The sequence below is a fragment of the Streptomyces sp. NPDC091387 genome, from assembly GCF_044756945.1.
Classification (GTDB): Bacteria; Actinomycetota; Actinomycetes; order Streptomycetales; family Streptomycetaceae; genus Streptomyces.
The window spans coordinates 13,174-35,129 of record NZ_JBIVTZ010000007.1 but is presented as its reverse complement, the minus strand read 5'-3'; the positions used below and the strand labels follow the sequence as shown (position 1 = coordinate 35,129).

The following is a 21,956-nucleotide window of genomic DNA, read 5'->3' as shown; positions in this document are numbered from 1 at the left end:
GCGAAACGTTAGTGAAACGTTAGGGGAACGTAAGCGCCGACTGAAATGGTGATAATCCCCCGCTGGGGGAAGACAGCCTCTTTCGGTTATGGCACGGGCGCGATTTTGGTCGCGTCCGTATTCCAGGAAATGGAGTAGTCATGAAGAAGATCAAGGCGCTTGTGAGGAAGTTCAAGAAGGACGAGGACCTCGCCAACCACGCGTGGGTTCTGCACGTCATCTAGTTCACCATTCGTTGGCTGGGGAAATCGACCATGTCGTTTCCCCGGTCAACGCCGGGGTGTTTCTCTGGTTTTCGCGGTCCGTGGCGACCGCGACCGTATCGGGTTGTGTCGCAGGCCGGGCCGCAGCGCAACGCACGGTCCCGCCCGTTCGATGTCTGGAACTCTCCGCCCGCGGCGGGGAACCCCTTTAATTGCCATTTTCAATGGAGGTGCGATTCTCGTGGAAGAGGCGGCACCGGCGGAAGTTCGCAGCCATTCCATCGTCTACGCCCCGCGGATTCAGGACCTGCTGGCCAGGGAAGAGAAAGTGTTCCGGATCGACGCGACCACGGTCGGCGTCTCCGACTGTGACCTGATGGCCGAAGTCGTCGCGGCGCGCCCTGTTCTGTCAACGGAGCGCTCGGTCTACAAGCCCGCGGCGGGAGCCGAGATCCCCCACGACAGCGCGACACGGACGATCCGTGCGCTCGGGCAGGACGTCATGGAGGGCATCCGCACTCCGCCGCCCCCGGCGAGCGGACTGGACGGCGCCTGGCCCTACGCGGCCACCTCCTACCTGCGCCAGTGGCTCTTCGCGTCCGACCCCCTGCCGGTCTCCCTGTTGTCGAAACGTCGCGTCACGCGCTCCCACACGCTCTCTCGGATCGTCGACCGTGCCATCACCGTCTGGCCGGAGACCGAAGGCGGGCACGAGCGCACCGCGCTGGCCGAGCAGATCCGCAGCGCTTCCGGCACCCAAGAGCGCAGGCAGGCCATCGCCATGTACCGGCGAGCGACAGCCACCCTCTGCGACGGCGTGGCCGCACTGGCCGGCAACGCACTGTGGCTCCTGGGGCCGGCGCGGGAACGAGAGGAAGCCCGCGGCGACCTCACCGCGGTTCTGTGGGAGACGCTGCGGCTGCTCCCGCCCGCGTGGATGCTGTACCGAACCGGCGGGGAGGCGTACACCGGACTGCACCCCGAGATCAGCGCAGAGGACAACGTCGCGCTCTTCCCCCTCCTGATGCATCGTCACCCGGATTACTGGCCCGATCCGATGGGGTTCCGGCCCGAGCGATGGGCCGGGGTGGCGGATCCCGAGAAGACGCCCGCGTTCATGCCGTTCGGGTTCGACGGTGCCCGTTGCTGGGCCAAGCACCTGGTCGTACCCCTCGCCGAACGCCTGCTGACCGTCGCTCTCGACAACCAGCTCGTCATCCGCAGCCCGCAGCAGGAGACCCACGTCCCCCTGCGCTCCCTGCTCTCCGTGCGGATCGACGTGAAAACCGGGGCATGACCGGCACCACGCCCCGGCGCCGCCCACCGATGCCGGCAGAGGCAATCCGCCCACCGCGTAGGACCGATCCCGCCGGGGAGCCCGCTCCAGCCCTCGTTCCGGGCGGACGCCGCAGGCCCGCGAGTACCGAACACCCTGACCCCACAGGAAACGCTATGGAATCGCCCACGCTGGCCGACTGGGTCGGCGACGTCACGAGTTTCACCAGCCACCAGTGGCAGCGCGAGCCCGCGGTCTTCACGCCGGAGACACTCGCCTCGCCGTTCGACCTCGACGAGTTGGACGCCGCCTTCGACTCAGGGCTGCTGCGCACCCCTTACCTGGAGATGGTCCGCTCCAACAAGGTCACCGTCCCGGCCGATGCGTACACCACGTCCCGCGTGGTCAACGGCACAACGCACCACGGCTTCGCCGACCGCGCGAAGGTCGTCGCACTCCTGCGCGCCGGGGCGACGCTGCTCCTGCGACATGTCGACCAGTGGCACCGCCCCACGGGCGAACTGGTGACGCGGTTGTCCGGGGAGCTCGACCGGCGCGTGGAGGCGTTCTTCTTCGTCACGCCCGCAGACGGTCAGGGCCTCGCGATACACCGTGACGACGCCGACGTGTTTGCCCTCCAAGTGGCCGGCCGCAAGACCTGGTACGTCCACGGCGCGCCGACGACGGCGGACTGGTCGTTGGGCGAGCTGCCGGACGACGAGCGCTCGCCCCAACTCCTGCGCAGCGTCCTCGAGCCCGGCAACGTGCTCTATATCCCGCGCGGCTTCGCCCACCGCGCGGTGGGCGAAGCCGGACTCTCCGCCCACCTGTCGCTGACGATCCGCGACCTCTCCCTGCAGGACCTGCGGACGGCCCTGGAACGGTGCTTGACCGAAGGACTGGACATCCCTGAGCGCCCGCTGGGGGAAGCCGCGATCGCAGACGCCTGCGCCACACTGCTCAGCCATGTCCGGGCGCAGCTCGCCACGGTCGAACCAGGAGACCTGCGACTCGCCGCACGGGCGGCACAGTCAGGGCAACAGGCCGAGCCGACTCGAGCGGAGACATTCGCCGGGACGGCCCGGGACTGGGAGGCCGGCGCACTCGGCGCCAAGCGCGCCGGACTGCCCTCCGTCGTACGCACATGGCGCAGACTGCGCGACGCGGCACGCACCGCGGACTGACGCGAAGCCACGAGGTCCGGGCCGTTGTCGGCTCGTCCGTTGTCCTCCACGTGCGGTCGCCCTCCACTGCAGCAGCTCGGCGGCCTCACGCCCAATGGCGTCCTGTGGGCCCGGATTGGGGAGCTGGGCGGGAACGCTGCGAACCACACGGCGAGTTGGGAAGCAACGGTGACCGGATCGGTGACTTCGATGGGCGGATCAGACATTGAACGGGACCGGGCGGGTCCTGCGGCTGCTGTGCGAAGGCGCGTGTCGTGAGTAGCTGGCAGGTGTCCCAACACGAAGGCAAACAGCGGCATTCGGTCGGTACGCGGAAGGGGTCGCCGTACGCCTTGTGGAGACCGCTGTCCTCACGAACGAAGGTGGCTGCGACGCGCACCTGCCGGTCCTAGCTGCGCAGTGCGATCCACCAGCGGACACCAGGCGGCGACGGCCCACTGCGAGTCGGTGAGGTCTGGTCTTCCTCGGCTCACCTCCGCTCGCGCGGAGGTGAGCCGCAGGGATGACCGTCCACGCCGAGGCGACGGGGGCGCTCTCCGCCCGACCGCCGGCCGCCCTCGTCGCGGAGCTTGGTGGTGATCCTGGGGCACCGTAGGTGCCGTGGGGGAGTCCTGGTAGACCTTGCGTATACGGCCGCGAGCTCGGCCTCGGCGGTCTGCCGGACCGCCCGCGCGGTCTCTGGTGCGGCGCCAGTAGTAGAACCTCGAGCGGGAGATCCCGAGGGGGATGTCGCCGCCGCTTCACGTGGAGCGGCGCTGGTGGTCATCGACGAACTGGCAGCGGCTCACCGGCGCGTCTGCGTCGCAAAATAGCGTGCGAAGAATGTCGCGTTCTTCCTCCGGGCTCGCGGATCCCTTTTCCGGTCGTTCCCGCGGCACGTGGGGGCGACCGGAGCCCGGCCGGGCCGGTGCTTCCCCTGCTCAGGGGCGGTTGGTGAGGTATCCGCCCATGGAGGTGAAGTACTCGGTCGCGGGCAGCTCCCGGCCGTCCTCGGTCCGTACCCGGGTGAGGGCGAGGCCGTTGTTGAGGCCCGTGCGGGCGTCGGCGCCGGCGACGATCACGACTCCCTCGCCCTCGCGGTAGAAGACGCGGCCGGGCGTCCCGCCGTAGCGGCCCTCCGACACGACGGCGGACATCACCTCCAGCCGCTTGCCGCGGTGGAAGGTGAAGGCGTTCGGGTACGGAGACGTCTGGGCGCGGACCAGTCGCTCCAGCGCGTCGGCGGGCCAGTCCCAGTTGATGCGGATGTCCTCTTCGGCGCGCTTGTGGAAGAACGTCGCCTGCGAGCGGTCCTGCCGGGTGAACTCGGTCTGCCCGGAGGCGATCAGGTCCAGCGCGCCGATGGTGACCGGGGCGATCAGCTCGACGGTCTTGTGGAAGAGGTCCACGGAGGTGTCGGCGGGCTCCACCTTCACCGCGCGCTGGTCGACGATGTCGCCGGCGTCGAGCACCTCGTCCATCATGTGGGCCGTGACGCCGACCTCGCTCTCGCCGTTGATCAGCGCCCAGATCAGCGGCGAGAAGCCGGCGTACTTGGGCAGCAGCGAGTCATGGACGTTCAGGGTGCCGTGCGGGGGCAGGCCGTAGATGCGCGGCGGGATCCAGGTGCGCCAGTTGTTGGCGACGATGATGTCCGGGGCGGCCTCCTGGAGCAGCCGGAACAGCTCGTCGTCGTCGGGCCGGTTGCGGATGATCACCGGGACGCCGTGCTCCTCGGCCAGGTCCGCGACCGAATCGCTCCAGATCTTCTCGTACGCGTGCTCGCTCTTGGGATGCGTCACGACCGTCACCACGTCGTGTTCGGAGTCCAGGAGGGCTTGCAGGGTGCGGTGGCCCCAGGTCTGGTAACCGAACATGGCGACCCGCATGGGTTCCTCCTCAGGTGAGCGACTGATCCGCGCCAAGTAAAGCAAGCCTTACCTAATGATGCAACGGGCCCTGATTTCTGGGGTGTTAGGTAGGGCGCTTGGTTATTGGTCCCGTTTTGTCTGGTCGACAGAGTCATTGAAGTCAGGTTAGCTTTACCTAAGTTCGACTGGCTGCCGCTCTCGGTGGGCCCGCGTCCCGTTCTTTTCGTCCACGCCTGACAGGCGGCTGTCCCGCACGATGGGAGTGACATGTCACAGGTTGATCCTGGCGACGCACCTCTGATCCACGACCTCATAGGAATCGGCTTCGGGCCGTCCAATGTGGCCATGGCGATCGCGCTCAGCGAGCACAACGCGCCTGTCGGCAGGCAGGAGGCGGTGACGGCGCACTTCTTCGAGCGCCAGCCCGCCTTCGGCTGGCACCGCGGCATGCTGATCGACGACGCGACGATGCAGGTGTCGTTCCTCAAGGACCTGGTGACGCTGCGGGATCCGTCCAGCGAGTACACGTTCCTGCGCTACCTCCAGAGCAGGGGCCGGCTGATCGACTTCGTCAACGGCAAGAACCTCTTCCCGCTCCGCGTGGAGTTCCACGACTACTTCGAGTGGGCCGCGGAAAAGGTCGACGACATGGTCTCGTACGGCCACGAGGTGATCTCCGTCGAGCCCGTCCTGCGTGACGGAGTCGTGGAGTACGTCGACGTGACGGCCCGCTCGGGCACCGAGACGGTGGTCCACCGCGCCCGCAACCTCGTCGTCGGCACCGGGCTGCGCCCGCTGATGCCGGAGGGCGTCGAGCGCACGGACCGGGTCTGGCACAACTCCGACCTGCTCGCGAAGGTCGACGCCCTGGAGGGCACCGACCCCACCCGGTTCGTCGTGGTCGGCGCCGGCCAGAGCGCCGCCGAGAACGTCGCCTACCTCCACCGCCGCTTCCCGCGGGCCGAGGTCTGCGCCGTCTTCTCCCGGTACGGCTACAGCCCGGCCGACGACAGCAGCTTCGCCAACCGGATCTTCGACCCGGAGGCGGTCGACGAGTACTTCACCGCCCCGGACGACATCAAGCGCAAGCTGATGGGCTACCACGGCAACACCAACTACTCCGTGGTGGACATCGACCTGATCGACGACCTGTACCGCCAGGCGTACCAGGAGAAGGTGCTCGGCACCGAGCGGCTGCGCTTCGTCAACATCTCCCGGCTGACCGGCGTCGAGGAGGCCGGGGACAAGGTACGTGCCACCGTCACGTCCCTGGTCACCGGCGAGGAGAGCACGCTGGAGGCCGATGTCGTGGTCCTCGCCACCGGGTACAGCCCGGTCGAGCCCCTCGGCCTCCTCGGAGACGTCGCGCGGCACTGTCACCGCGACGAGGAGGGCCGCGTCCGCGTCGAGCGCGACTACCGCATCGCTACGGACGACGAACTGCGCTGCGGCATCTACCTCCAGGGCGGTACCGAGCACACCCACGGCATCACGTCCTCGCTGCTCTCCAACACCGCGATCAGGGTCGGAGAGATCCTTGACTCGATCGTCGAGCGCGGCCTGAAGAACGCCTCGGACGAGCCCCGCCCGCTCGCCGACGGCGTCGCCACGCCCTAGTCGCTCTCATTTTTGGTCCGTCATCGGTCCGCCCCCCCACATACCGCCCGGCCCGCCGGCCGTACCCCTGTACGCGGCGCGCCCGGCACGCACAGTGAAAACCCCTTGAAAGGAACATCCGTGTCCACTGGTACACGCCCCGCGCTGACGCGGTTCGTCAGATTCGCTCCCCGAGTGGCAGTCGCGGCCGTCGCCGCCGTCGCTCTGGCCGCCTGTGGGGGCGGCGACGACAAGGCCGGGTCCAGTGCCTCGGCCGAGGCGGGCGCGAAGTCCGGAGCCTTCCCGGTGACGGTCCAGCACAAGTACGGCAGCACGACCATCGAGACGGAGCCCAAGCGGATCGTCACCCTGGGCCTCTCGGACCAGGACGCGGTCCTCGCACTCGGCATCAAGCCCGTCGGCTCGGTGGACTGGTTCAAGGAGAAGCCGTACGGCAAGTGGCCCTGGACCAAGGCCAAGTGGGGGTCCGGCGCACCGGACATCGTCGGCGAGCGCGACGAGTACAACATGGAGAAGATCGCCGCGCTCAAGCCCGACCTGGTCATCGCCCAGTACTCGGGGATGAAGAAGGAGCAGTACGACACCCTCTCCAAGTTCACCAAGGTCGTCGCCCAGCCCAAGGACCTGCCCGACTACGGGGCCTCGTGGCAGGTGATGACCCGCCAGATCGGCACGTCGCTCGGCAAGAAGGCCCAGGCCGAGAAGCTGATCACCGGCATCGACGCCGACTTCGAGAAGGTCCGTGACGAGCACCCCGAGTTCGCCACGAAGACCCTCGCCGTGGCCGACAGCTTCGAGGCGGGGAAGTACTCCGCGTTCACGAAGACCGACCCCAAGTCGATCTTCTTCTCCGAGCTGGGCTTCAAGCTGAAGCCCGAGATCGACAAGCTGGCCAAGCCGGGCTGGAACGCCGCCGAACTCAGCGCCGAGAAGCTGAACGTGCTCGACGTCGACCGGCTGGTCTGGGTGACCTCCAGCACCGACGCCAACGACCGGATCAAGGCCGAGCCGCTCTACAAGAACCTCAAGGTCAGCAAGGACAAGCGCGACCTGTTCGTGCCCTACCAGGGCCCGGACATCGGTGCCGCGTTCTCCTTCAACACGGTCCTCTCGATCCCCTACGCGATCGACGAGATCGTGCCGCTGCTGACAGCCGTCAAGTAGCGCACCGCCCCACCTCAGCACGACCGCACAGGGGTGCTCGTCCGACGGTGTGCCGGCCCGGCACACCGTCGGACGGGACGTCCTCTCCTTGCCGTACATCATCAGGGAAAGGCCATTTCGTACGATGTTTGACGCCGAGTCGGACCGGACATCCGCTGCCGGAACCCCCGTGACCGGTGGGCAGGCCGGTATCTGGTCAGCCCAGCAGATCGAGCCCGACAGCTCCGCCTACAACATCGTCTTCGCCCTGGACCTGTACGGCGCCACCGACCTCGGCCGGCTCGCCGCCGCCGTCCGGCAGGCCGTCGGGGAGGCCGACTGCCTGCACGTCGCGTTCACCCCCGGGGACGGCGGCCCGCGCCAGACCCCGGCGGCCGTCCCCGTCGAGGTGCCCGTCGTCGACCTGCGCGACGCCCCGGACCCCGAGACGGCCGCCGCCGACTGGACGGCCGCCGAACGCGAACGGCCCGTGGACCTCGGCCGGGCACCGCTCTTCGCCCAGGCGCTGCTGCGGCTCGCGGACGACCGGGTCCGCTGGTACCAGCGCTACCACCACATCGTTCTCGACGGCACGGGCGTCACGCTGATCACCCGCCGGGCCGGCGAGCTGTACACCCTGGGCGCCCAGGCCCCCGCCCGCCCCGACTGGTCCCTCACCCGGCTCGTGGACGCCGACCGGGACTACCGCGCCTGCGCACAGCACGCGCGGGACCGCGCCTGGTGGCAGGAGCACCTGGCCGGCCGGCCGGAACCCGTACGCCTCGTGGAGCGCGCCCCGTCCCTGATGGCACGGCGGCTGCGGCGCACCGTCGCACTCACCCAGCGGGACGCCGAGCGGCTGCACATCGCCGCCGGGCACGCGGGCGTCCGGCCGTCCCGGCTGCTGGTCGCCGCCGTCGCCGCCTATCTGCACCGGGTCACCGGCGAACAGGACCTGGTCCTCGGCCTCCCGGTCGCCGCCCGCCAGGACGCCGTGTCGGCCGTCGTCCCCGGCATGGTCTCCAACATCGTCCCGCTCCGGCTGACCGTCCGCCCCGGCACCACGGGCGCGGCCCTCGTCGACGGCGTGCGCCAGGAGATCTCCGAAGCGCTCGCGCACGGGCGCTATCGCGCCGAGGAGCTGGCCAGGGACCTCGGACTGGTCGACGGCGTCCCGGAACTCGTCGGCCCCACCGTCAACATCCTGCCCAGGGGCGAGGGATTCGGCTTCGAGGGGCTGGACGCCGCACTCCGCCCGGAGTGGCTCGGCCCGGTCAGCGACCTCGCGTTCGGATTCGCCGAGACCCGCGGCGGCCGGGGCATCGCCGTCCACCTCGACGCGGACGCGGACCTCTGCGACGCGGAGGCCCTCCGCGACCACGAACGCCGCTTCCTCACCGTGCTGCGCGCCCTCACCGAGGACCCCGGCCGGCCCGTCGGCCGCATCGAGCTCACCTCCGGCGCCGAACGGGGCCGGCTGCTCGGGGAGCTCGCCACCTCTCCGCGCGAGGTGGCCGAACTGTCCTGGCCCGCCGCCTTCGAGGCACAGGTGCGCCGCTCGCCCGAGGCCGTCGCGCTCGTCTGCGAGGACCGCGAACTCACCTACGCCGGGCTCAACGCCGCCGCCAACCGGCTCGCCCGGCTCCTCACCTCCCGCGGCGTGCGCGCCGCCGACGTCGTCGCCGTGGCCCTCCCGCGCTCCCCGGAACTCGTGGTGGCACTGCTCGCCGTGATGAAGGCCGGCGCCGCCTACCTCCCCCTGGACGCCGACCACCCCCAGGACCGGACCGCCTACATGCTGTCCGACGCGGGGGCCACCACCGTGCTCACCGTCCGGGAACTCGCGGACCACCTCCCGGTGACGGACGCCGGCCACCTCCTGCTCGACGAACCGGCCACCGCCGCCGCCCTCGCCGCCCAGGACGACACCGACCCGGGCACCCCGGTCGCCCTGGACCAGGCCGCCTACGTCATCTACACCTCGGGCTCCACCGGCCGCCCCAAGGGCGTCATCGTCACCCACGACGGCGTCGGCAGCCTCGTCGCCACGGCCACCGACCGGATCGGCGTCACCTCCGACAGCCGCGTCGTGCAGTTCGCCTCCGTCGGCTTCGACGTGACGGTCTGGGACCTGATCATGTCGCTGTGCGCCGGCGGCCGGATCATCGTCGTACCCGCCGAGCGGCGGGTCGCCGGCCCCGCCCTCACCGACTACATCGCCCACCACCGCGCCACCCACATGATCCTGCCCCCGTCGCTCGTCTCCGCGCTGCCGCAGGAGTGCGAACTGCCGGAGGGCGCCGTCCTCGTCGTCGGCACCGAAGCCGTCCCGAGCGAGCTGATCGCCCGCTGGTCGGGCCGGCTCCAGGTCGTCGTCGCCTACGGACTGACCGAGGCGAGCGTCAACTCCACGCTGTGGCCCGCCCGTTCCGGACGGCCCGGCCCCACCCCCATCGGCCGGCCCGACCCCAACACCCGTACCTACGTCCTGGACGCGGCGCTGCGTCCGGTGCCGGTGGGCGTCGAGGGAGAGCTCTACGTCGCCGGGCGCGGCCTCGCCCGCGGCTACCTGGGCCGGTCCGCCCTGACCTCCGAGCGCTTCGTCGCCGACCCGTACGGAGAGCCCGGCACCCGGATGTACCGCACCGGCGACCGGGTCCGCTGGGCCGCCGACGGCAACCTGGAGTTCCTGGGCCGCGCCGACGGCCAGATCAAGATCCGCGGCCACCGGATCGAACCCGGCGAGATCGAGAGCGCCTTCATGGCCGGCCCCGGGATCGCCCAGGCCGCCGTCCTCGTCCGTGACGACCACCGGGGCGTCAAGCGCCTCGTCGCCTACCTCGTCGGGGACGGCCACGACGCCGCCGCCACCGAGGCGGCCGTCACCGCCGCACGCGCCCAGGTGGCCGGCGCGCTGCCGGACCACATGGTGCCCACCGCCGTCGTCGTCCTGGACGGCCCCCTCCCGCTCACACCCAACGGCAAGCTCGACAGCCGCGCCCTGCCCGAGCCCCGGTGGACGGCCGTCAGCGGCACCGACGCACCCACCGGACCGGCCGAGACCGTGCTCGCCGCGCTCTTCGCCGAACTGCTCGGCCTGCCCTCCGTGGGCGTCCGGAGCAGCTTCTTCGAGCTGGGCGGCGACAGCATCGTCGCGATCCAGCTGGTGAACCGGGCCCGTGACGCCGGGCTCACGATCAGCCCGCGCGAGGTGTTCCGGCTCCGCACCGTCGAGGCCCTGGCCCGCGCCGCCGGAACGACGCGGGCCCCGGCCGCCCCCGAGACGGACGGCCTGGACGGCGACGCCCTGCCCGTCTCCCCGCTCCAGGAGGGCTTCTTCTTCCACGCCGCGTTCGACGCGGGCTCCGCGGACCTCTACCTGGTCCAGGAACTCCTGGAACTCGACGGGGCCGTCGACCCGGAACGGCTGCGCGGAGCTCTGCAACTGCTCCTGGACCGGCACCCGTTGCTGCGCGCCTCGTTCCGCCAGATCCCCGGCGGCGAGGTCGTCCAGCGCCTCGCCGGCCAGGTCACCCTGCCCTGGCGGCAGGCCGACACCGCGGAGACCACCCTCGACGACGTGCTCCGGGCCGACCGCGCCGAGCGCTTCGACCTGGCCCGGCCACCGCTGCTGCGCGCCACCCTCGTCAGGGACGGCCACCGGCACCGGCTGCTGCTGACCCTGCACCACATCGTCGCCGACGGCTGGTCGGTCTCCGTACTGCTGCGCGAACTCACCGCCGCCTACCGGGGCGAGGAACTCCCCGCACCGCCCTCCCCCCACCCGTACCTGGCCTGGCTGGCCACCCGGGACCGGGACTCCGCACGGGACGCGTGGCGGCAGGCGCTGTCCGGACTGGACGGGCCGACCCGGCTCTCCGCCCTCTCCGCGGCGGCGGACGACGAGCGGGCCCCGGCCAGGCCGGAACAGGTCGACACCCGGCTCCCCGAGGAGCTCGCCGCGGCCCTCACCGCGTACACGCGCACCCACGGCGTCACCCTGAGCACGGTCGTGCACGGCGCGTGGGCGCTGCTGCTCGGCGCGCTCACCGGCAGCCGCGACATCGTCTTCGGCACCACCGTGTCCGGCCGGACCACCGAGGTCGCGGGCCTGGACTCCGCGGTGGGCCTGTTCATCAACACCGTCCCCGCCCGGGTCGGCCTGCGCCCGGAGGAGTCACTCACCCAACTCCTGTGCCGCGTCCAGGACGAGCACACCGCGCTCCTGGACCACCAGCACCTCGGCCTGGCCGACATCCAGCGGCTCGCGGGTGGCGGCGAACTCTTCGACACACTCGTGGTGTTCGAGAACCACCCGGCCCCGGAGCCGACCGCCGACCGGGGACCCGACGCACTGCGCATCACCGGCAACGAGGTCTCCGACGCCGTCCACTACCCGCTCGCGCTCGTCGTCGAGCCGGACAGCGCCGGGCTGCTGCTGCGGTTCAAGCACGACGCCGCCCGCTTCGACCAGGTGACGGTGGCCGTCCTCGCCAACCGCTTCACCGCACTGCTGCGCACCCTGGTGTCCGAGCCCGGTCGCACGGTGGCCCGGACCGGGTTGCTGTCCGCGCGGGAACACGCACACCTCGCCGAGCTGAACGCCACCTCCCGGCCCGTTCCCGAGGCGACGCTCGCCTCGCTGTTCGCCGCGCAGGCGGCACGTACCCCCGATGCCCCCGCCGTCGTGTTCGAGGACACCACGCTCACCTACGCGGAGCTCGACCTGCGGGCCGAGGCACTGGCCCGCAGGCTGCGGTCGCGCGGCGCGGGCCCGGAGCGTTACGTCGCGGTGGCCGTGCCCCGGTCGGTCGAACTGATGGTCGCCCTGCTGGGCGTCCTCAAGACCGGCGCCGCCTATCTGCCGGTCGACCTCGACTACCCCGCCGAGCGGGTCGCGTTCGTGCTCGGCGACTCCGGCGCGCGTACGGTCGTGACCACCGCGGAGGCGGCCGGGCGGCTGCCCGGCGTACCGGACCTCGACCTGCTCCTCGTCGACCGGCACGACCCGGGCACGATGGATGTCGCCGATGTCCCCGTCCGGGCGGCCGGTCCCGACCACCCGGCCTATCTGATCTACACCTCCGGCTCCACCGGCCGCCCCAAGGGCGTCGCCGTCACCCACCGGGCCGTCGTCAACCGGCTCGCGTGGATGCAGGGGGAGTACGGACTCGGCGCGGACGACCGGGTCCTGCAGAAGACCCCGGCGGCCTTCGACGTCTCCGTGTGGGAGTTCTTCTGGCCCCTGGTGGAGGGCGCGACCGTCGTCCTCGCCCGTCCCGGCGGCCACCGCGACCCCGGCTACCTCGCCGGGCTGATCAGGGCGCGGCGGATCACCATGCTGCACTTCGTGCCGTCCATGCTGGCCGCGTTCACCCAGGCCCTGGAGTCCGCCACCGACCACCCGGACTGGGCGGCGAGCCTGCGGCGGGTGTTCTGCAGCGGCGAGGCCCTCACCGCTGCCCAGGCCGGTAACTGGTCGGAGCTGACGGCCCGTTCCGGACGGGCCCCCGTACCGCTGCACAACCTCTACGGCCCCACCGAGGCCGCGGTGGACGTGACCTCCTACGACTACGACCACGGCGCCGACGGTGACGCCGGAGCCGCCGTCGCCATCGGCCGTCCGGTGTGGAACACCCGGCTGCACGTGCTGGACCCGTTCCTGCGCCAGGTGCCCGACGGGGTGCCGGGGGAGCTCTACCTCGCTGGTGTGCAGTTGGCGCGGGGTTACCACGACCGGCCGGGTACGACCGCGGAACGCTTCGTCGCCGACCCGTTCGGCGGACCGGGCGAGCGCATGTACCGCACCGGTGACCTGGTGCGGCGCCGCACCGACGGCGCCGTCGAGTACCTCGGCCGCACCGACCGGCAGGTCAAGATCCGGGGCAACCGCATCGAACTCGGGGAGATCGAGGCGGCTCTGGCCGGCCTGCCGGGCGTGGCCCGTGCCGCGGTGATCGTCCGCGACGGCGCACTCGCCGGCTACGCCGTGGCCGGCGCCGGTACGGTCCTGGACACCGAGGCTCTGCGCGCGGCGCTCGCGGACGTGCTGCCCGCCCCCATGGTGCCGGGTGCCGTCCTGGCCCTGGACGAACTGCCGTTGACCCCGAGCGGCAAGCTCGACCAGAACGCTCTGCCGTCCGCGGCACCCGCCGCCCGCACCGGTGGCCGGGCTCCCCGCGACGCGCGCGAGAGCGCCCTGTGCGGGATCTTCGCCGAGGTGCTCGGCGTACCCGGGATCGGTGCCGACGACGACTTCTTCGTCCTCGGCGGCGACAGCCTCAGCTCGATCACGGTCGCCACCCGGGCCCGCGCGCGCGGGCTGACGATCGGCCCCCGCGACGTGTTCGAGTGCCGGACCCCGGCCGCGCTGGCCGCCGCCGCGCAGACCGCCGTCTCCGGCCCCTCAGCCCCCTCAGCCCCTTCAGTCTCCTCAGTCCCCTCAGTCCCCGAACCGGCCGCCGCCGCCCCCGACTCCGCCGACGCGGTGACCGTGCCCGCAGCCGAGGCCGGGCAGGCGGCCGCCGCCCTCAGAGCCGTGCTGGCCCTTCAGGAGCGGTCCGGTGCGGACGTGGACCCCGCCCTGCGGGCCCTGCTCGCCCAGCTGACCTCCGCCGCGGGCACCCCGCAGGCACAGGAACAGGAGCCGGCCACCCCGCTGGGCGGTCTGGTGCTGTCACCGCAGGAGACCGAACGGGTCGCCGCCACCGCCGGACTCCCGGTCGCCGACGTCTGGCCGCTCTCCCCCCTCCAGGAGGGCATGTACTTCCACGCCACCTACGACTCGGGCGAGGCGCTCGACGTCTACCTCTCCCAGGAGACCCTGGACTTCGACCGCCGCGTCGACCCGGACCGGCTGCGCGCCGCCTGCCGGACGCTGCTGGCCCGCAACACCGGTCTACGGGCCGGATTCACCGCCGACGGACTGCCCCGCCCGGTCCAGTTCATCGTGGACGGGGCCGAGATCCCGCTCGTCGAGGAGGACCTCTCCGGGCTGTCCGCCGCTGAGCAGCACAGCCGGACCGGGGAACTGCTGGCCGCCGACCGCAGGCAGCGCTTCGACCTGTCCTCGCCCCCGCTGTGCAGGCTGCTGCTCATCCGGCTCGGTGACGGCCGGGACCGGCTCGTGATCACCCATCACCTCATCCTGTGGGACGGCTGGTCCGCGTGGCTGTTCCTGGAGGAGCTGTTCACGCTGTACGAGCGCGCGGGCGACGCCACCGGACTTCCGGTCCCCGGCACGTACCGCGACTACCTCGGCTGGCTGGACGAGCAGGACACCGGGGCCGCGCTCGCCGCCTGGCGCCGGTCGCTCTCCGGCTTCGACGAGCCGACCCTGCTCGCACCCTCCGGTCGCGACACCGGCCCGGTCATCCCGGCCGACCACGACACCGTGCTGACGGCGCGGACCAGCGAACTGCTGCGCGCCACGGCCCGCCGGCACGGGCTCACCCTGAACACCGTGCTCAACGCGGCCTGGGGGCTGGTGCTCTCGGCGATGACCGGCCGCGCCGACGTCGCCTTCGGCACGGCCGTCGCCGGGCGGCCCGCCGACGTCCCGGACGCGGCCGGAATCATCGGGATGTTCCTCAACACCATCCCGGCGCGAGTCGCGTTCACCCCGGACGAGCCGCTGCTCGGCCTGATGCGCCGGATGCAGTCCGAGCGCGCGGCCGTCATGCCGTACGAGTACGTCGGACTCGGCGCCCTGCAGCAGGAGACGGGCCACCGCCGGCTCTTCGACACCCTGTTCGTCCTGCGCTCGGCCGACGGCGAGGACCGGGCTGCCGAACTGCGGCGGCGGCACGGCATCACCGCCATGTCCAACGTGGACGGCACCCACTTCCCGCTCACCCTGATCGTCACCCCCGGCAGCCGGCTGCGGATCACCCTGGCGGCCAGGCCCGACCTGTTCGACACCGAGGCCGCGACCACCATCCTCGACCGGTTCACGGCCGTGCTCGGCCGGCTCGCGGAAGGCCTCGACGGCGAGGACCCGGCCGGGGCCAGGACCGCCGGCGTCGACCTGCTGCTGCCCGCCGAGCGGACCGCGACGGCCGCCGCGCAGCGCAGCGGCCGCGAGCCGGTGCCCGACGAGACCGTCGCCGATCTGCTCGCCGCCCAGGTCGCCCGCACCCCGGACGCCGTCGCGCTCGTCTTCGGCGAGCGGGCCCTCACCTACGCAGAGCTGGACGCCCGGATCAACCGGCTCGCCCGGCTGCTGCTCGCCCGGGGAGCCGGTCCGGAGAAGGTGGTGGCGCTCGCCCTGCCGCGCTCGATCGAGATGGTCGCCGCGCTCTTCGCCGTACTGCGCACCGGCGCCGCCTATCTGCCCCTCGATCTCGACCACCCCGCCGACCGGCTGCGCCTGATGGCGCGCGACACCGGACCGCTCTGCCTGGTGTCCACCACCGCCGTCGCCCCGTCCCTGCGCGACTCCGAGGGCCCCGTCGCCCCCGAACTCCTCCTGGACGACGCGGCCGTGGCCGCCGAGCTGGCCGCGCTCCCGGGCGACGCGATCACCGACCCGGAACGGCCCGCGTTCGCGCACGGCGTGCCGGGCCGCCTGGACCACCCGGCCTACGTCATCTACACCTCGGGTTCGACCGGCCGCCCCAAGGGCGTCGTCACCCCGTACCGCGGACTGACGAACATGCAGTTCAACCACCAGAAGGAGATCTTCGACCCGGCCATCGCCTCGGCCGGCGGCCGGCGGCTGCGGATCGCGCACACCGTGTCCTTCGCCTTCGACATGTCCTGGGAGGAACTGCTCTGGCTCGTCGAGGGCCACGAGGTCCACGTCTGCGACGAACAGCTGCGCCGCGACGCGGAGGCGCTGGTCGCGTACTGCGACAGCCACCGCATAGACGTGGTCAACGTGACGCCCACCTATGCCCAGTTGCTCATCGAGGAGGGCCTGCTCGACCGCGACGAGGCCGCCGGAAAGCACCGGCCCGCACTGGTCCTGCTCGGCGGCGAGGCCGTCCCCGACACGGTCTGGACCCGGCTGCGCCGCACCGAGGGCACCTACGGCTACAACCTCTACGGGCCGACCGAGTACACGATCAACACGCTCGGCGGGTCCACCGCCGACAGCGCGACCTCCACGGTCGGCGTGCCGATCCGCGGCACCCGCGCCCACGTGCTGGACCCGATGCTGCGCCCCGTCCCGCCGGGCAGCCCCGGAGAGCTGTACATCGCCGGTACGGGCCTGGCCCGCGGCTACCACGACCGGGCCGCGCTGACGTCCGAGCGGTTCGTCGCCGACCCGTTCGGTGAACCGGGCGAGCGCATGTACCGCACCGGGGACCTGGTGCGCCAACGCCCCGACGGGCTGATCGACTTCCTCGGCCGCACCGACGACCAGGTCAAGATCCGCGGCTACCGCGTCGAGCTCGGCGAGATCTCCTCCGCCCTGTCCGCACACCCCGAGGTCGCGCACGCCGCGGTCGTCGTGTCGGAACGGGCGGGCACCAAGCGCCTGGTCGGCTATGTGGTGCCGGAGGAGGGCGCCGGGACCGGCGACGCGCTGACCCGGCGGCTGCGCGGCCACCTGAAGGCCGGACTGCCGGACTACATGGTCCCCGCCGCGCTCGTCACCCTCGAAACGCTGCCCCTGACCGTCAACGGCAAGCTGGACGTCAGGGCGCTGCCCGCACCCGACCTCGCCGGTACGGACACCGGCCGCGCTCCCCGTACCCCGCGCGAGGAGACACTCTGCGCCCTGTTCGCGGAGGTGCTCGGACTGCCCGCGGGGAGCGTCGGCATCGACAGCGACTTCTTCGATCTGGGCGGGCACTCGCTGCTGGCCACCCGGCTGGTCAGCCGGGCCCGCACCGCACTCGACGCGGAGCTGGCGATCCGGGACCTCTTCGAGGCACCGACCGTCGCCGAACTGGTGGCCCGCGCCACCCATTCCGACGGCGCCGCCCGTCCGGCTCTGACCGCCGGCGACCGGCCGGACCGGCTGCCGCTGTCCCACGCCCAGCAGCGGCTCTGGGTCATCCAGCAGATCGAGTGCACCTCGGCCGCGTACAACTTCTCGCTGGCCCTGCGGCTGCGCGGCCCGCTCGACCTGGCGGCCTGGCGTACCGCGCTCGCCGATGTGACGGAACGTCACGAGGCCCTGCGCACCGTCTTCTTCACCGCACCCGACGGCCAGGTGTGCCAGCGGGTGCTGCCCGCGGAGCAGGCGCACCCCGTGGTGGAGTGCCTGCGGGCCACCGAGGACGAGATACCCGGCATCATCGACACGGCCGTCAACCGGCCGTTCGACCTCGCCGCCGAACTGCTGCTGCGCACCACGGTCGTGGAACTGTCGCTCGAGGAACACGTCGTCGTGCTGCTGCTGCACCACATCACCACCGACGAGTGGTCGGACCGGCCGTTCCTGCGGGACCTGGCCACCGCCTACGCGGCGCGCCTCGACGGCACGGCCCCCGACTGGGAGCCGCTGCCCGTCCAGTACGCCGACTACGCCCTGTGGCAGGACCGGCTGCTCGGCGACCCCGCCGACGCGACCAGTCTGGCCGCCCGGCAGCTGGACCACTGGCGCACGGCCCTGGCCGGAGCCCCGGAAGAGCTGGAGCTGCCCACCGACCGGCCCCGGCCCGCCCGCCCCGCGTTCTCCGGAGCCGAACTCGACATCGCCTTCGACACCCCGGTCCACGAGGGGCTGAAGAAGCTCGCCAGGGAGTCCGGCGTCAGCATGTTCATGGTGGTGCACGCGGCCGTGGCCGCGTTGCTCCACCGGATGGGCGCCGGGACGGACATCCCGATCGGTTCCCCCATCGCGGGACGCGGCGAAGAGGCGCTGGACGAACTCGTCGGGTTCTTCGTCAACACCCTGGTGCTGCGCACCGACCTCAGCGGCGACCCCAGCTTCACCGAACTCCTGGGCCGGGTCCGCGACACCGACCTGGCGGCGTTCTCCCACGCGGACGTCCCCTTCGAGTCGGTCGTCGAGGCCCTCAACCCGACGCGCTCGCTCTCCCGCAACCCGCTCTTCCAGGTGATGGTCGGCTACCACGCCCGCACCGGCGGGGAGCTCCAACTTCCGGGACTGCGAGCGGAGTACGTGCCGTTCCGGATCCGCTCCGCCAAGTTCGACCTGGTGTTCAGCTTCACCGAGCACACCGCGGCCGACGGCGGCGCCGGATCGCTCGGCTGCCGACTGGAGTTCGCCACCGAGCTGTTCGACCGGGAGACCGCGGAGGCGCTCGGCGAACGGCTGCGCACCCTGGTCGACGCCCTCGTCGCCGCGCCCGGACAGCCGCTGTCCCGGGCCGAGATCCTCTCCGGACCGGAGCTGCGGACCCTCCTGGAGGGCTTCGACTCCACCGACCGTGAGGTCGACGAGGAGACCCTGCCCGCGATGTTCGCGCGGCGGCTCGTCGAACGGCCCGACGCCGTCGCCGTGGTGGACCGCTCCCGCTCGGTGACGTACGCCCAGCTCGACGAACGCGCCCGCCGCGTTGCCGGGCTGCTCGCCGCGCACGGAGTGGGGGCGGAGAGCGTGGTCGGGGTGGCCGTGCCCCGGTCCGTGGACATGGTCGCCACCGTGCTCGCCGCGCTGAAGCTGGGCGCCGCGTTCCTGCCGCTGGACCTCGTCCACCCCGGTGACCGGCTCGCCTACATGATCGAGGACTCGGGGGCGGCCCTGGTCGTCGGCACCGAACCGGTCGCGGGGAAGATCCCCGGGGTGGCGGGCGTCCCGCTGGTCCTGCTGGACGCGCCGGACACCGCAGCGGCACTGGACGCGCCACCCCGGACAGCCGTGCCGGACGGGCCCGCCGGCCTGGACCAGGCCGCGTACGTGATCTACACCTCCGGTTCGACCGGCCGCCCCAAGGGAGTGCTCGTGCCCCACGAGGGAATCTCCTCCCTCGTGGCCACCGCCGTCGACCGGATGAACCTGCGACGCGACAGCCGGGTGCTCCAGTTCGCCTCCACCGGCTTCGACGTCTTCGTCTTCGAGCTCTCCATGGCGCTGTGCCACGGCGGCCGCCTCGTCCTCATCACCGACGAGGCGCGGGTCGCGGGACCGGAACTGACCGACTTCCTCGCGGACCAGCGGATCACCCACATGATCCTGCCGCCGTCCCTGGTGTCGGCGCTCCCGCCCGGCTGTGAACTGCCCGAGGGATCGACCGTCCTGGTGGGTACGGAGACGGTGCCGCCGGACCTGTTCGACCGCTTCGGCGCCACCGCCGACCTGATCTGCGCCTACGGGCTCACCGAGGCGACGGTCAACTCGACGCTGTGGCGCGCCCGCGAGCACGGCGGCAGCCCGGCCGGCCGGGTACCCATCGGCAGGCCCGACCCCAACACCCGCGCCTACGTGCTCGACGAACGGCTGCGGCCCGTCCCGCCCGGTGTGGTGGGCGAGCTGTACGTCGCCGGGCGCGGGCTCGCCCGCGGCTACCTCGGCAAGGAGGCCCTCACCTCGGAGCGGTTCGTCGCCGACCCGTTCGGGGCGCCGGGCAGCCGGATGTACCGGACGGGCGACCGCGCCCGCCTGCGCCGGGACGGCAACCTCGACTTCCTCGGCCGGGCCGACAGCCAGGTCAAGGTGCGGGGCTTCCGCATCGAGCTGGGCGAGATCGAGGCGGCGCTCGCCGGACACCCCGGCGTCGCCCAGGCCGCGGTCGTCCCCGACCGGGACGGCGACATCGTCCGGCTGATCGCCTACGCGGTGCCCGAGTCCGGCGAACCGGACCCGCGGGAGCTCCGCGCCCACCTGGCCGGGCTGCTCCCCGAGTACATGGTTCCGGCCCTGGTGGTGCCGCTGGACGGCCCGCTGCCGCTCACGCCCAACGGCAAGCTGGACCGCGCCGCACTGCCCGCGCCCGACTGGTCGGAGATGACGGGCGACGCCCGGCCGGCCACCAGGACCCAGGCCAGGATCGCCGCACTGTTCCGCGAGATCCTCAAGCTCGACGCCGTCGGAGTGCACGACAGCTTCTTCGCACTCGGCGGCCACTCCATGGCGTCGATGCGCCTGCTGGGCCGCATCCGCGCCGAGTTCGGCGTCGAACTGAGCATCAGGGACGTCTTCGACGCGCTCACGGTCGCCGGCATCGCCGCCGCACTGGAGGGCGCGGCCACCGCCCGCCCCGCGCTGCGCCCGGCCGAGCGGCGGGCCGAGCCGCTGCGGGCGGCGCCCGTCCAGGACTGGCAGTGGCGGTCCTGCCGCGACGGACGGGGCGTCGACCACGCGCTGGTGCTGCGCTCCACGGGCGGGCTCGACGCCGGGGTGCTCGCGGCCGCGCTCGCCGATGTGGTGGCCCGGCACGAGCCGCTGCGCACCGCGTTCACCGAACGGGACGGCATCCTGTACCAGCGGCCCGCAGACGCCCCCGTCCTGATCGCGGAGACGTGCGCCGACCTGGACGCCCGGCTGGCCGAACTCGCGCGCCTGGCACCGGATCCGGCCACGGAGGCCCCCGTCGGGGCGCAGCTGCTCACCGGCCCCGACGGCGGCCAGGCACTGCTGCTGACCATGCACTACCTCGCCGTCGACGAATGGTCCGTGGTCCCGCTCCTCCGCGACCTGGTCACCGCCCACACGGCACGCGCCCGGGGCCTCGCGCCCGACTGGGAGCCGTTGCCGGTCGGCTACGCCGACTACGCCCACTGGGCGCACGAGGCCCTGGGCGACCTCACGGACCCGGACAGCCGGGGCGGGCAGCAGCTCGCCTACTGGCGCCGGACGCTCGACGGACTGCCGGGGCGCCTCGCCCTGCCGGCCGACGGTCCGGACCTCGCGGCCCCGGACACGGCCACCCGGCCCGGCGACCACGTCGGGTTCGTCCTCGACGAGGAACTGCACGCCGCCGTGGACCGGCTCGCACGGGCCACCGGCACCAGCATGTTCATGGTGCTCCACTCGGCCCTCGCGGCACTGCTCACCGGGCACGGCGCGGGCACCGATCTGCCGATCGGCACGATGGTGGCGGGACGGACCGACGGCCAGCTCGCCGATCTGGTCGGCTGCTTCTTCAACACGGTGGTGCTGCGCACCGACACGGCGGGTGACCCGAGCTTCGCGGAACTGCTGACCCGGGTACGGGAGACGACGCTGAGCGCTCTCGACCGGCAGGACGTCCCGTTCGACGCGGTCGTGCGGGCCACCGGACTGCCGCCCCGGGGGCCGCAGGTCATGGTGATCCACCACGAACAGGCCGACGCGGAGCAGTTGGAGGGCGGCATCGGCACGCTCGCCGCCGTACCGACCGGCGTCACCCGGGCCGAGCTGACCCTCAGCTTCTACGAGCCGCGCGGGGACGGCCCGGTGCACTGCGGGCTGATCCACGCCGCCGATCTGCTGGGCACCGAGAGGGCCGGGCAACTGGTCGCCGAATACCTGGAGTTGCTGCATCAAGTGGTAACCCATCCGGAACAGCCGCTGTCCGAGCTGTTCACCGCACCGTCCAAGAGGAGTGACAACGCATGACGACGAACCCGTTCGAGGACCCGCAGGGCAGCTTCCTGGTCCTGGTCAACGACGAGAACCAGCACTCGCTGTGGCCCGCCTTCGCCGAGGTGCCGGCCGGCTGGCGGACCGTCTTCGGCGCCGACACCCGTGAGGCGTGCCTCGCCCATGTGGAGGCGAACTGGACGGATCTGCGACCCGCGAGCCTCGTCGCCCTCCAGGGCTGATCGGCACGTACACCGCCGCCCC

7 protein-coding genes are annotated in these 21,956 nt (G+C 72.1%); 6 read left to right on the top strand and 1 reads right to left on the bottom strand.

All coding sequences use genetic code 11. The features are described from left to right. Positions 1-444 precede the first annotated feature (444 nt). A complete protein-coding gene (locus tag ACIQM0_RS15765) occupies positions 445-1,500 on the top strand; it encodes a cytochrome P450 (protein ID WP_401286503.1) in 1,056 nt (351 codons plus the stop codon). Positions 1,501-1,655: 155 nt separating this feature from the next. Beyond that, positions 1,656-2,663, top strand: a complete 1,008-nt coding sequence (locus ACIQM0_RS15760) for a JmjC domain-containing protein (protein WP_401286501.1) — start codon at positions 1,656-1,658, stop codon at positions 2,661-2,663. Between the two features lie 920 nt (positions 2,664-3,583). On the opposite strand, the gene ACIQM0_RS15755 is transcribed toward ACIQM0_RS15760, so the two are convergent. After that, positions 3,584-4,531, bottom strand: a complete 948-nt coding sequence (locus ACIQM0_RS15755; protein ID WP_401286499.1) for a methionyl-tRNA formyltransferase — start codon at positions 4,529-4,531, stop codon at positions 3,584-3,586. 249 nt (positions 4,532-4,780) lie between these two features. On the opposite strand from ACIQM0_RS15755, the gene ACIQM0_RS15750 reads away from it, so the two are divergent. The 4 genes from ACIQM0_RS15750 (at position 4,781) to ACIQM0_RS15735 (ending at position 21,934) form a co-directional block, all read left to right on the top strand. Then, a complete protein-coding gene (locus ACIQM0_RS15750; RefSeq protein ID WP_401286497.1) occupies positions 4,781-6,130 on the top strand; it encodes a lysine N(6)-hydroxylase/L-ornithine N(5)-oxygenase family protein in 1,350 nt (449 codons plus the stop codon). Between the two features lie 120 nt (positions 6,131-6,250). Next, positions 6,251-7,294 carry an iron-siderophore ABC transporter substrate-binding protein gene (locus tag ACIQM0_RS15745; RefSeq protein ID WP_401286496.1) on the top strand — a complete coding sequence of 348 codons (1,044 nt, stop codon included), beginning with the start codon at positions 6,251-6,253 and terminating at the stop codon, positions 7,292-7,294. 124 nt (positions 7,295-7,418) lie between these two features. Beyond that, on the top strand, positions 7,419-21,728 hold the full coding sequence (locus ACIQM0_RS15740) for an amino acid adenylation domain-containing protein (protein ID WP_401286494.1): 14,310 nt from the start codon (positions 7,419-7,421) through the stop codon (positions 21,726-21,728). Beyond that, positions 21,725-21,934: an MbtH family protein gene (locus tag ACIQM0_RS15735; RefSeq protein WP_024493728.1), complete on the top strand. Its 210-nt coding sequence runs from the start codon at positions 21,725-21,727 to the stop codon at positions 21,932-21,934. The genes ACIQM0_RS15740 and ACIQM0_RS15735 overlap by 4 nt, the downstream gene beginning before the upstream one ends. The last annotated feature ends 22 nt before the right edge of the window (positions 21,935-21,956 follow it).